The 12466-nt window shown below is 37.1% G+C and carries 11 protein-coding genes; 10 read left to right on the plus strand and 1 reads right to left on the minus strand.

The annotated features are described in order from the left end of the window. Nucleotides 1–2 precede the first annotated feature (2 nt). From RYK16_RS04895 to eno, 8 genes are all read left to right on the plus strand, one after another. Complete coding sequence (locus RYK16_RS04895) at nt 3–1136, plus strand: glucose-1-phosphate adenylyltransferase (RefSeq protein WP_314851169.1); 1134 nt, start codon at nt 3–5, stop codon at nt 1134–1136. Nucleotides 1137–1147: 11 nt separating this feature from the next. Beyond that, the gene (gene glgD, locus RYK16_RS04900) at nt 1148–2260 is read left to right on the plus strand and encodes a glucose-1-phosphate adenylyltransferase subunit GlgD (protein WP_314851171.1); all 1113 of its coding nucleotides are present in this window, start codon (nt 1148–1150) and stop codon (nt 2258–2260) included. 17 nt (nt 2261–2277) lie between these two features. Next, on the plus strand, nt 2278–3726 hold the full coding sequence (glgA, locus tag RYK16_RS04905; protein WP_314851173.1) for a glycogen synthase GlgA: 1449 nt from the start codon (nt 2278–2280) through the stop codon (nt 3724–3726). A 110-nt stretch (nt 3727–3836) separates the two neighbouring features. Further along, the gene (locus tag RYK16_RS04910) at nt 3837–4544 is read left to right on the plus strand and encodes an HAD family hydrolase (RefSeq protein ID WP_314851174.1); all 708 of its coding nucleotides are present in this window, start codon (nt 3837–3839) and stop codon (nt 4542–4544) included. Between the two features lie 9 nt (nt 4545–4553). Next, the gene (locus tag RYK16_RS04915) at nt 4554–4880 is read left to right on the plus strand and encodes a hypothetical protein (protein WP_314851176.1); all 327 of its coding nucleotides are present in this window, start codon (nt 4554–4556) and stop codon (nt 4878–4880) included. Between the two features lie 185 nt (nt 4881–5065). Further along, nucleotides 5066–6244 (plus strand): phosphoglycerate kinase, encoded by a 1179-nt coding sequence (locus tag RYK16_RS04920; RefSeq protein WP_314851178.1) that lies wholly within the window; start codon nt 5066–5068, stop codon nt 6242–6244. Nucleotides 6245–6255: 11 nt separating this feature from the next. Continuing rightward, nucleotides 6256–7008 (plus strand): triose-phosphate isomerase, encoded by a 753-nt coding sequence (tpiA, locus tag RYK16_RS04925; RefSeq protein ID WP_294019895.1) that lies wholly within the window; start codon nt 6256–6258, stop codon nt 7006–7008. A 59-nt stretch (nt 7009–7067) separates the two neighbouring features. Further along, nucleotides 7068–8417 carry a phosphopyruvate hydratase gene (gene eno / locus RYK16_RS04930; RefSeq protein WP_366756396.1) on the plus strand — a complete coding sequence of 450 codons (1350 nt, stop codon included), beginning with the start codon at nt 7068–7070 and terminating at the stop codon, nt 8415–8417. Between the two features lie 182 nt (nt 8418–8599). Here eno and RYK16_RS04935 read toward each other — a convergent pair whose 3' ends face one another. Next, nucleotides 8600–8995, minus strand: a complete 396-nt coding sequence (locus RYK16_RS04935) for a hypothetical protein (protein WP_314851180.1) — start codon at nt 8993–8995, stop codon at nt 8600–8602. A 165-nt stretch (nt 8996–9160) separates the two neighbouring features. Between RYK16_RS04935 and RYK16_RS04940 the strand changes: the two genes are divergently transcribed. Together RYK16_RS04940 and RYK16_RS04945 are read left to right on the plus strand one after the other, a co-directional pair. Continuing rightward, the gene (locus tag RYK16_RS04940; RefSeq protein WP_314851182.1) at nt 9161–10543 is read left to right on the plus strand and encodes a Sapep family Mn(2+)-dependent dipeptidase; all 1383 of its coding nucleotides are present in this window, start codon (nt 9161–9163) and stop codon (nt 10541–10543) included. Between the two features lie 98 nt (nt 10544–10641). Next, nucleotides 10642–12435, plus strand: a complete 1794-nt coding sequence (locus RYK16_RS04945; protein ID WP_314851184.1) for a glycerophosphodiester phosphodiesterase family protein — start codon at nt 10642–10644, stop codon at nt 12433–12435. Nucleotides 12436–12466 lie beyond the last annotated feature (31 nt).

A 12466-nucleotide genomic window follows, 5' to 3' on the forward strand; every position in this document is an offset into this window, starting at 1 on the left:
TTATGAGATCTAATGCAATGGTTGCGATGATTCTTGCCGGTGGCCGTGGAAGCCGTCTGCATGACTTAACAAAGAAGGTCGCAAAGCCTGCGGTGCATTTTGGAGGAAAGTATAGAATTATCGATTTTCCACTGAGTAATTGTGCAAATTCAGGTATTAACACAGTAGGTGTTTTAACACAATATGAATCAGTTTTATTAAATGCTTATGTTGCAAAGGACCAGTTCTGGGGTCTTGATACAAACGATGGTGGTGTATTCGTACTTCCACCACGTGAAAGAGATCAGAAGGGTTTTGAAGTATATCGTGGTACAGCAGATGCAATTACACAGAATATTGACTTCTTAGATAGTATGGCACCAGAATATGTACTGATTTTATCAGGTGACCATATCTATAAGATGAACTATGAAAAGATGTTAAAACATCATATCGCAAAAGGTGCTGATGCGACAATTGCCGTATTACAGGTACCACTAAAAGAAGCTTCTAGATTCGGTATCATGAACTGTGATAAAAACGACATGATTCAAGAGTTTGAAGAGAAGCCTGCACATCCAAAGAGTAACTTAGCTTCAATGGGTATTTATATTTTTACATATAAGACATTGCGTAAATACTTGCTTGAAGATGACAAGAATGAAAATTCCTCACATGACTTTGGTAAGGATATCATTCCTGCATACTTAGATGATAATAAAGTTCTTGCGGCATACCGCTTTAAGGGATATTGGAAAGACGTTGGAACAATTGATTCACTTTGGGAATCCAATATGGATCTGTTGAATAATGACAATACACTCAACTTAGGTGACCCTGATTGGAAGATTTATACAGAAGATATCAATGCATTACCACAATTTATTGGTGAAAATGCGGTTGTACATAATAGCTATATTACACAGGGGACTGTTGTATTAGGACAGGTTAAGAATTCGGTATTAGGTACAAATTCCTTTATTGATGAAGGTGCTAATATACAAGATTCTGTCATCTTAACAGGTGCTAAGATTGGTGCAGGTGCGAAGATTACACGTTGCATTGTCGCGGATAATGTGGAGATTGGACCGGGTGTTGTCTTAGGCTCAGCAGATAGCGATCATATTGAATTGATTGCCAAGGATGTTATGGAGTAGGGGGAGAAATCATGAAAGCTTTAGGTATTATTTCATTTGAAGACAGTTCCGTAAATATTGAGGGACTTGGTGATTTCAGACCTGTTCCAGCAACAGCGTTTATGGGAAGATATCGTATTATCGACTTTATTCTCAGTAATATGACAAACTCTGGTATTGATAGTGTTCAGGTTTACTGTAAAGAAAAACCTCGTAACTTAATTGAACACTTAGGAGATGGTCGTCATTACAACATTAACTCTAAGCGTGGTAAGTTACGTATCTTATTTGGTGAAAAGACATTCTCATCACCAGTATATAATCATGATATTGCAAACTATATCTTGAACATGCAGTACATTGAGAAAGATAAGAACCCATATGTTGTCATCGCACCAAGCTACTTTATCTATAATATTGACTTTAGCGAAGTATTAGATACACATATTGAAAGTGGTGCAGATATTACAGCACTCTATACGAATACATCTGATGCTAAGACAGCATTCCATGGATGCGATACATTCACAATGGATAAGGATAAGAGAGTTCTTTCTATCGATAAGAACCGTGGAAAGTACAAGACACGCTCTGTTTCCTTAGAAGCATATGTAATGAGAAAAGACTTGTTTATTACATTAGTAAAGACTGGTGCTGAAATTTCATCACTATATTGGTTTAAGGATGTATTACGTGAAGTAGTAAACGAAGTAGATATTCGTGGATATGCAGTTAAGGGATTTGTTGCATGTATCAACAATCAAAAAGAATACTATCGTATTAATATGTTGTTGAAGGATTACAAGGTTGCCTTTAACTTATTTAAGTCCAATTGGCCAATCTATACACATACAAATAACTCTAGTCCATCCTTGTTTACAAAGGATTCAGATGTTAGTGCAAGCGTAGTTGCGAATGGTTGTGAAGTAGATGGTACAGTTAAGAATTCAATTATCAGTAGAAACGTAAAGATTGGTAAAGATGCTGTAATTGAAAATAGTATTGTTTTACCGGGTGCGGTTATTGGTGATGGCGTTCACCTGGATCATGTCATCGTTGATAAGTACGCGACAATCCATAAGGTAAAAGAACTTGTTGGAACAGAAGATAATCTTATTTACGTAAAACGTAGAGATTGCATCTAGGAAGCGAGGAGTATTCAATGAGCAGATCAGTATTGTTTGTGGCAGGAGAAGGCTTACCATTTATTAAAACGGGAGGTCTAGCTGATGTTATCGGTAGTTTGCCAAGAACATTAGCGAAGCGTGGTCATGATGTACGTGTAGTTTTGCCTTTGTACAAAAAGATTATTGAAAAACATTATGATAAGTTAGAAAGACTTGGTACAATTCAAGTTCGTTCTGGATGGATTGATCAACCAGCCACTTTCTATCGTTGTGATGTAGATGGAGTTGTATATTACTTCGTTGAACACCAAGGATATTTTGAAAGAGATGGACTATATGGCTATGAAGATGATGGCGAAAGATTTGCCTTCTTCCAACGTGCTGTATTAGATATGATTTATTTCATTAATTGGTGGCCAAATATTATTCATGAAAATGATTGGCAGACTGGTATGATGCCATTAATAGCACATGCATGCTATGCAGATGATTATCGTTATCAACAGATTAAGCATGTCTATACAATCCACAACTTAGCATTCCAAGGTAACTTTGGTGTCGAAATGATGGAGAGTTGCCTAGGGCTTGATTACAGTTACTTCGATAATGGTTCCATTAAATTTGATACAGGTATCAGCTTTATGAAGGCTGCGATTGTATACGCAGATAAGATTACAACAGTATCTCCAACATATGCTGAAGAGATTTTGACACAAACCTATGGTGAACGTATGGATTCTGTACTGCGTTATCGTCGTGGAGATCTTTGGGGTATCGTAAACGGCATTGATACTGTAGCTTGGGATCCAAAGACAGATATACATATCGCAAAGAATTTTGATATCAGAAACTATGTGTCTGGTAAGAAGGAAAACAAGAAGGCTCTACAGGAAACACTTGGCTTAGAGGTGAAGAGCGATGTTGCGCTTATCGGTATCGTATCTCGACTAACAGAACAAAAGGGCATGTACATGGTCACAGAGAAGTTACGTGAGATTATGGACCAGAATGTTCAGTTTGTTGTGCTTGGTACAGGTGAAGCTAACGCAGAGAATGCATTTAAGTGGTTAGAGTCAGAATATAAAGGTAGAGCAGTATACTATTGCGGTTATAACGAAGATCTTGCACACCTAATCTATGCAGGTTGTGATATGTTCTTTATGCCTTCCATCTATGAACCATGTGGAATTGGTCAGTTAATTGCCATGCATTATGGCACGCTTCCAATCGTACGTGAAACTGGTGGTCTAAAGGATACTGTTCATCCATATAACCAATATACAGGCGAAGGTAATGGCTTTAGTTTCTGGGCAGCAAATCCTAATGACATGATGTATACATTACGTTATGCATTAGAGCAGTACTACAACAATAAGACTGGCTGGAAGGGCTTAGTGAAGAGTGCGATGAATACTGACGTTAGTTGGGAACAAAGCGCAAATCAGTATGAACAGTTGTATTACTCAATTTGTAACTGGGATTAAGTGATTTATAGAATATCCGATTAAAAAGGCAGAGAATATCTGTCTTTTTATGTTGATTGGTAATAAAATGTGAAAATGATTAAAATAATATTAGAAAGTTGGTACTTGGCATGAAGAAAGCAATACTATTTGACCTCGATGGTACATTATTACCAATGGATCAGGATATATTTGTGAAAACATATTTTGGATTAATGGCAAAGAGAATGGCGCAGTTTGGATATAAACCAGATGAGTTAATCCATACGATTTGGACTGGTATTACAGCTGTTATAAAAAATGATGGAACACTAACAAATGAGGATTTATTTTGGAAGTGCTTTGCGGAAGTGTATGGGGATGAAAAAACACGAAATGACCGTGCAAAATTTGATGAGTTCTATCGGGAAGATTTCCCGAAAGTGCAGAGTACTTGTGGTTTCCAACCACTTGCAAAAGAGATTGTTCAGTATGCAAAGCAGCAGGGATATAGGGTTGTGCTTGCAACGAATCCTGTATTTCCAAGAATCGCTACTGAAGAAAGAATTCGTTGGGCAGGACTAGAACCAAGTGATTTTGAGTTAGTTACTACTTATGAAAATAGTCATTCATGCAAACCTAGTCTATTATATTATCAAGAGATATTAGATACATTAGGTTTAGACGGTAGTGAATGCCTTATGGTTGGTAATGATATTGATGAAGATGGTGTTGTAAAGCAGTTAGGTTTGGATATCTTTTACGTTACAGATTGCTTAATCAATCCAAAAGAGATTGATATTGAGCATGAATTACATGGAAGTTTTGAGGACTTGAAAGAGTATATTCGACTAGATTAAAGGAACAATATGAATAAGTTAAAAAATAGAGCAATAGCGATTACTTTAATAGTAGGCTTGTATCTTATATTTTCTTATATGGCATTAGATCGTGCGATTTTCTTCTTTGGTCTATTAATCGTGAATCCAATTGTATTTCTTATAGGTGGATTGTTATATGGAAGAGTACAAGGTTTTGATTGGTTGATTTTAGGTTTAGTGATAGTACTATTCATTCCGGTTAGTCTCAATCTATTTGCTGGCTGGGGCATTATGTCTTTTGCAGGAATTTATGTAGTTATAATGGGTCTTGGAATGGTAATTGGGAATAAATTTTTAAAGAAAAAAGAGGTCTAATCAGAAAGTTTGATTAGACCATTTGTTATTTTTTACACAAAATAAATTTTACGGAAATTTTGGAAACGCTTACTTTTTGATAATCTTTAAAAAATGTCTTAAAACCCTCATTATTTGCGTTTCTTCATTTTCAAGTTTGGCTCGCAAGTGTTATAATTTCTGCAGTACATAGGAGGATAATTCAAATGTCTAAAGTTACTGTAAAAGACTTAGATGTTAAAGGAAAACACGTCATTGTTCGTGTTGACTTCAACGTTCCACACAAGGGAAATGTAATCACTGATGATAATCGTGTTCGTGCAGCATTGCCAACAATTAATTATCTTACAGAAAATGGAGCAAAAGTATTACTTTTGAGCCACTTAGGTAAGATTAAGACTGATGAGGACTATGCAAAGAACGACATGTCTATCGTTGCGGATTGCTTAGCTTCCCTACAGAGTGCACCTGTTAAGTTTGTAAATGCAACTCGTGGTGCTGAACTTGAAGAAGCGGTTGCTGCTCAAAAAGAGGGTTCTATCGTATTGATGCAGAACACTCGTTATGAGAAAGGCGAAACAAAGAATGATGAAGAGTTAGGTAAATACTGGGCTTCATTAGGCGATTTATTCGTAGAAGATGCATTTGGTTCTGTACACAGAGCTCACGCATCAACGGTTGGTATTCCAACACATATTCCTTCAGCTTTAGGTTTCTTAGTTGAAAAGGAAGTTAATGTTTTAGGTAAGGCAGTTAATGATCCACAAAGACCATTCGTTGCTATCTTAGGTGGTGCGAAGGTTTCTGATAAGATTGGTGTTATCGAAAATTTATTGAAGATTGCAGATAAGGTATTAATCGGTGGAGGAATGGCTTATACATTCTCAGCTGCTAAGGGTGGCAAGATTGGTACATCTTTATTAGAAGCTGACAAGATGGAATTAGCTAATGAGTTCATGAACAAGGGTGAAGGAAAGTTGTTCTTACCTGTAGATACAGTTGTAGCAAATGACTTCTCTAACCCAACAGAAATCAAGACAGTACCTGCTGGAGAAATTCCAGATGGCTTTATGGGCTTAGATATCGGTCCTGAAACAATCAAGAAGTTCCAAGATGAATTAGTAGGTGCTAAGACAGTATTCTGGAATGGACCAATGGGTGTATTCGAAGATGAAAGATTTGCTAAGGGTACAATCGCTATCTGCGAAACATTAGCTAACCTTGAAGGTGCTACAACAATCATCGGTGGTGGTGACTCTGCTTCTGCTGCTAAGAACTTAGGTTTCGCAGAGAAGTTCAGCCACATCTCTACAGGTGGTGGTGCATCTCTAGAATATATGGAAGGAAAGGAACTCCCAGGAATCGCTATTATTCCTGAGAAGTAAGGAAAAGAAACATGACAAGAAAACCAGTAATTTTTGGTAACTGGAAAATGAACAAGACACCTTCTGAAGCTGCTGAGTTCATGAAGGGTATTGAAGAAGTGTTAACAGGCACAGAAGCCGCTGATTATGGTATCGGTGCTCCATACGTAGACTTAGACGTTTGCGTTAAGGCTGCTAAGAACTTATTAATCGCTGCTGAAAACTGCCATGAAAAGGATTCTGGCGCATACACAGGTGAAGTATCTGTACCAATGTTAAAGGAAATCGGTATTACATACTGCATTATCGGTCACTCCGAAAGACGTACATATTACAACGAAACAGATGCTGCTTGTGCTGCTAAGTGCAAGAGATTATTCGCTGACAACATCACACCTATCTTATGTGTAGGTGAAACAGAAGCTGAATACGATGCTGGTAAGACTGAAGAAGTTGTTAAGTCTCAGTTAGCTGGTTCTTTAGCTGGATTAACAGCTGAAGAAGTATCCAAGATGGTTATCGCTTATGAACCAATCTGGGCTATCGGAACAGGTAAGAGTGCTGATGTAAATACAGCTGAAGCTTGCTGCAAGCTAGTTCGTGAAACAGTGAAGGGCTTATATGATGAAGCAACTGCTCAAGCAGTTCGTATTCAATACGGTGGATCTGTTAAGCCAACAAACATCAAGGAATATATGGCTTGCGAAGACATCGATGGTGCGTTAATCGGTGGTGCATCCTTAAAGGTTGAATCCTTCAAGGAAATTATTGACGCTACAAAATAGGTTCTTACTCAGCTTAGCTGAGAGAATATGTTTTAGGTTATCATAGGAGGAAAATTTAGATGCCTAATTTTATTGATCCAATTGCTGAAGTGCATGCACGCGAAGTCTTAGACTCCCGTGGAAATCCAACAGTAGAATGTGAAGTTACAACTGAGTCAGGTGCTTGGGGACGTGCTATCGTTCCATCAGGTGCTTCTACAGGTGAACGTGAAGCTTTAGAACTTCGTGACGGTGACAAGAGCCGTTTCTTAGGAACAGGTACATTAAAGGCTGTTGCTAACGTAAATGAAAAGATTGCTCCAAAAGTTATCGGTTTAAATGTATTTGACCAGAACTTAATTGATAAGACAATGCTTGATCTTGATGGAACACCATTCAAGAGCAACCTTGGTGCAAATGCTACATTAGCTGTTTCATTAGCTGCTGCTCGTGCTGCTGCTGATGCTTGTGGCTTACCATTATACAAGTATATTGGTGGTGCAAACGCTAAGGTATTACCAATCCCAATGATGAACGTATTAAATGGTGGTAAGCATGCTGATTCTTCTGCAGACTGCCAAGAATACATGATTATGCCTGTAGGCGCTAAGAACTTACACGAAGCAGTTCGTATGGGTTCTGAAGTATTCCATAACTTAAAGAAGGTATTAAAGTCCTACAAGTACAATACAGCTGTAGGTGACGAAGGTGGATACGCTCCATCATGCGTACCTGGAAATAACGGTCCATTAGAGACATTAGGTAACGAAGGACCATTAGCTTTAATGGTTGAAGCTGTTGAGAAGGCTGGCTACAAGTTAGGTGAAGAAATCTGCTTCGCTATGGACTTAGCTGCTTCTGAATTCTATAACGCTGAAAAGGGTGTTTATGAATTAACACGTTCTGGTGAAGGTGATAAGACATCTGAACAGATGATTGACATGTTAGCTTCATGGGTAGAGAAGTATCCATTAATCTCAATCGAAGACGGCTTAGCTGAAAACGACTGGGATGGTTGGGTTAAGTTAACAGAACGTTTAGGCGAAAAGGTTCAGCTTGTTGGCGATGACCTCTTCGTTACAAACACAACATATATCAAGAAGGGTATTGAATTAAAGGCAGCTAATGCTGTATTAATCAAGGTTAACCAGATTGGTACATTAACAGAAACATTAGATTCTATCGAAATGGCTAAGGAAGCTAAGTACACAGCAGTTGTATCTCACCGTTCAGGTGAATCTGAAGATTCAACAATCGCTGACTTAGTAGTTGCTACAAACGCTGGCCAGATCAAGACAGGTTCTATGAGCCGTACAGACCGTATCGCTAAGTACAACCAGTTGATGAGAATCGAAGAAGAATTAGGTGAAGTTGCAGAATACCGTGGAAGACAGGCTTTCTACAACGTTAAGGCTCTTTCTTCAAAATAAGAATGATTTGAAAAAGTTCACTTCAATGTGAACTTTTTTCATAAATATAGATTTTGTATAGACTATGAATTTAGTATTGGTATAAATTCATAGTAATCCTCTCTAGTTCATTTCTTTTTTAACAAAAAGATAATAATATGAGAGGTTTTTATTTTTGCAGGTACCCCAAGTGTCTTTATATATTATTTGTGTTGTTTATTCTTTTCAATACTCCATCCAATGATCCAACCAATCACGAGTAGATAATTTTCGATTGCTCCTACTAGATTAACGGTTTCATGCATTTGTAAATAATGGATAAAATGGTTTGTGCCAATACCTATACCACCAAGAATCAAAGCGAGTAGGATGGATTGTAAATAGATCCAATTGTAATGACGATATGTAGTAATTAATATTACAAGGACTGCTATATTCCAAAAACCAATTTCTCTTTGCCATCCTGTTGAGATACCATATGCCGCATGACTACCCATATATTCTGGTGCGAAGATTTGAAGAATTGCTGCACCAGATATCGCAATGATTAAAACAATAAATAATATACGTAAGAGAAGATTCATTCGCTGTTGCTTCATGTTGCAGACCTCCTAAAAATATAGAAAATAGTAATCTTACATGCAAGTACTTGTCAAGACAGGCCAAATGATTCGTGTCAAATTCCAAAAAAAATACAAATAATTTATCATGTGGATTCCCTTTAAAAAAGAATTGAATGATACTATTAGAGTAGGAGGATTTCAATGATGAAATTTATTGATGAAGCACGTGCGTATCAAGATAATATGATTGAAGATTTACGACAGCTTGTAAAGATTGAATCCGTACGTGATGATGCTGCTGCAACAAAAGAAGCACCTTTTGGACCAAACATCGCAAAGTGCTTAGACAAAGCATTAGAGATTGGTAAACGCGATGGTTTTAAAGTTGAGAATGTAGATGGTTATGCTGGTGTGATTCAGTATGGTGATTTAGAAGAATCTGTTGGTGTACTTGGACATTTAGATGTTGTGCCTATCGGTGACGGCTGGACATTTGATCCACTTGGTGGAGAAATCAAAGATGGCTATATCATGGGTAGAGGTACTTGTGATGATAAGGGTCCTGCAATTGCGGCATATTACGCAATGAAGATATTAAAAGACAAGGGCTATAAGTTAAAACATAATATTCAAATGATATTGGGTACAGATGAAGAGAACACATCTGCAGGAATTCTTTACTATAAAAAAGTACGTAAGAATCCAATTATGGGTATCGTACCAGATGCAGACTTCCCATGTATCTATGCAGAAAAGGGTATTTTAGACTTTACTGCACAAGGCAAGATTGACTCTTGTATCAAGTATATGAAGTCTGGTACTGCATTTAATGTAGTTATCAGTAAGGCTGATGTAATCGTTGATAAGCCGCTTGCAAAAGAATACTTTGAAAAGTTCTTACTTGCCAATGAGTTAACTGGTGAATGCTATGGAGATGAAGCTGGAACACATTATCATATCGATGGTAAGCCATTCCATGCGTCTCGTCCTTATATGGGCGTAAATGCGGCTGTGAAGATGTTTGAATTTGTTGGTAGTTGCTATAACGATGAATTCAGCTTAAATGCTGTGAAGTTATTTAAGGATCCATATGGTGTTGGATTAAAGGTTGCGTATGATGGTGCATATATGGGGCCTTTAACTTTCAATATGGGTAAGGCAAATATTGAAGATGGTCAGGTGTATTTTGCATTAGACTATCGTTATCCAAATGAGTGCGAAGGTAGTGATTTACTAAAGAGAAGTGCAGATATTATCAAGGAAGTATTACATATTGATACAGAATTAGTAGATGATTCTAAGTGGTTATTGAATGATCCTAACAGTGAACTGATTCAAACTTGCTTGAAGCACTATCGTGCATTTAGTGGTGATACTTATACACCTCCTCTACGTATCGGTGGTGGTACATATGCTCGTAGTTTTGACAACTTTGCGGCATTTGGCCCTATCTTCCCAACACGTGAATATGCGTCATGGGTAGGTGCTGAACATGAAGCAGATGAAGGATTTGAAATTGAAACAATGATTCTTGCTTGTGCAATTTACGCAAACGTACTCTTTGATTTAGCTTGTGAACAATAAGAACTAAATGATTTAAATTAGGAAGTATCTACGGATACTTCCTTTTATGATGGATAATCCATGTGCGAATGGTGTAATTATGTGGTTAAATAATATGTATGAAAACAACCAAGAAGTTACCGGCACAAGATAGAGTATTTTCATTACGCTATTATTGGCATGGGTTACCAGAAATCTTATATTATCAGATTCCTGCAAAAATCATTCTTTTTATGATGGTTTCTTTTGCGGAAGGCATCCTTGGCTCTATCATGAACCTAACGGGTATATACTCTGTCAGTAGTGGGGAACTTCCATCATTGCTACGTAGTTGGTATGGTTGGGTTGTTTTAATTGCTTTAACAATATTATTTACGATATATATGGCACTTGATATTATCATACTGATTTTATTAAGCCGTAATATTCTATACAATCAAAAGAAAAAGATGAAGGAAATCATTTCTACTGCAGTTCGCATATCTCGAAAGTTCATTAACTTTAGAGGTTGTTTAGTTGGAATGTACTTTGCGGTGATTATTCCACTAAATACCGCAATGATAGGCTTGCGTCTAACAAAACATGCAGTACCACAGTTTATTTATTCTGTCATACGATCAAACCACGTATATATGCTTGCATATGTTATTTTAGTATTACTTTTAGACTTTGTTGGCATTATTCATGTATTTACTTTCCATGGAGTTCTTTTTGATAACTATTCACTAGCTACATCCATGCATGAATCCCGAAGTTTATTTTTCAAGAATTGGAAGAGAATTGTTTTGTCGTACTTAAAATTCTTTGGAATGTTCTTATTGATACTTGTGGTAGGGGTAGTAAGTATTATTGTTATACCGTACTATGTATCACATTGGTTTATGCAAGCGAAATTCTGGTACCACTATCTGATTATTATGGTAGTGATTATGGGTCTGATTTTTATCTTCTTATTTACAATGATATTTATTCAGGCACAAGCAATGTGTATCACTCGTGTCTATGATGAATGTACACTTGCGGGTTATCAAGAAGAAAAGTTTACAACTCCAGTTCTTTTCCAAAAGAGTTTCCGCTTTGTTATAACGATAAGTATCTTGGTATCACTTGTATTAGGTTATGTTGGTGCAAGGATTTTTGATGACTTATTCCCAAAGGAATATGCAACAGAAGTAATTGCACATCGCGGTGGCGGAGATTTATCGACAGAAAACACAGTAGAGTCAATTCGTGCTGTAATAGAGGCTGGTGCCTCTGCATCCGAAATAGATGTTCAAAGAACTGCAGATGGTCATTATGTTATCTTCCATGATAATACGCTAAAACGCTTATGTAATGATCCGCGTACAATACAGGAGCTCACGCTAGAGGAGATAAAAAAACTCAGAATTACAGCTCCTGATGGGCATCAGGTGAGAATCGCAACCTTAGAAGAGATACTAAATACTGCAAAAGATGAAATTAAACTCTACATTGAATTAAAGGGAAAGAGTGCAGGTATGCAGATGGCAAATGATGTCTATCAAATGCTTGTAGAAAGAGATATGGTTAATCAAGTACGTATTATCAGTTTGAATGCAAACTTGATTACACAAGTTGAGAGTACCTATCCTGATGTAGAAACAGAGTATCTATGCTTTATTGCCTATGGAGAAATAGAGACAATGGAAGTGGATGCGGTTGGGTTGGAAGAAGAATTAGCAACGTCAAAAAGGATTGATAACCTACATGAAGCAGGAAAGAAAGTGGACGTATGGACTGCAAATTCCTTTGGATCAATCATACGCTTTATGGTGTCAGATGTAGATGGTATTATCACAGATAGTGTTCAACTGGCCTTGAACATTAGAGATGGAAAGAGTGATTTACCTGATTTTACAAGGTTGCTACGAATTTTCTTCCCGCAATTCTAATATGCATGCATGTATTTGTGAGTGATATATA

The organism is uncultured Solobacterium sp. (assembly GCF_963550625.1).
GTDB lineage: Bacteria > Bacillota_I > Bacilli_A > Erysipelotrichales > Erysipelotrichaceae > Bulleidia.

Bases quoted from the DNA above. Each gene is read 5' to 3' on its own strand.
- RYK16_RS04895 (WP_314851169.1), top strand. From the start codon at position 3: ATGAGATCTAATGCAATGGTTGCGATGATTCTTGCCGGTGGCCGTGGA.
- glgD (WP_314851171.1), top strand. From the start codon at position 1,148: ATGAAAGCTTTAGGTATTATTTCATTTGAAGACAGTTCCGTAAATATT.
- glgA (WP_314851173.1), top strand. From the start codon at position 2,278: ATGAGCAGATCAGTATTGTTTGTGGCAGGAGAAGGCTTACCATTTATT.
- RYK16_RS04910 (WP_314851174.1), top strand. From the start codon at position 3,837: ATGAAGAAAGCAATACTATTTGACCTCGATGGTACATTATTACCAATG.
- RYK16_RS04915 (WP_314851176.1), top strand. From the start codon at position 4,554: ATGAATAAGTTAAAAAATAGAGCAATAGCGATTACTTTAATAGTAGGC.
- RYK16_RS04920 (WP_314851178.1), top strand. From the start codon at position 5,066: ATGTCTAAAGTTACTGTAAAAGACTTAGATGTTAAAGGAAAACACGTC.
- tpiA (WP_294019895.1), top strand. From the start codon at position 6,256: ATGACAAGAAAACCAGTAATTTTTGGTAACTGGAAAATGAACAAGACA.
- eno (WP_366756396.1), top strand. From the start codon at position 7,068: ATGCCTAATTTTATTGATCCAATTGCTGAAGTGCATGCACGCGAAGTC.
- RYK16_RS04935 (WP_314851180.1), bottom strand. From the start codon at position 8,995: ATGAAGCAACAGCGAATGAATCTTCTCTTACGTATATTATTTATTGTT.
- RYK16_RS04940 (WP_314851182.1), top strand. From the start codon at position 9,161: ATGATGAAATTTATTGATGAAGCACGTGCGTATCAAGATAATATGATT.
- RYK16_RS04945 (WP_314851184.1), top strand. From the start codon at position 10,642: ATGAAAACAACCAAGAAGTTACCGGCACAAGATAGAGTATTTTCATTA.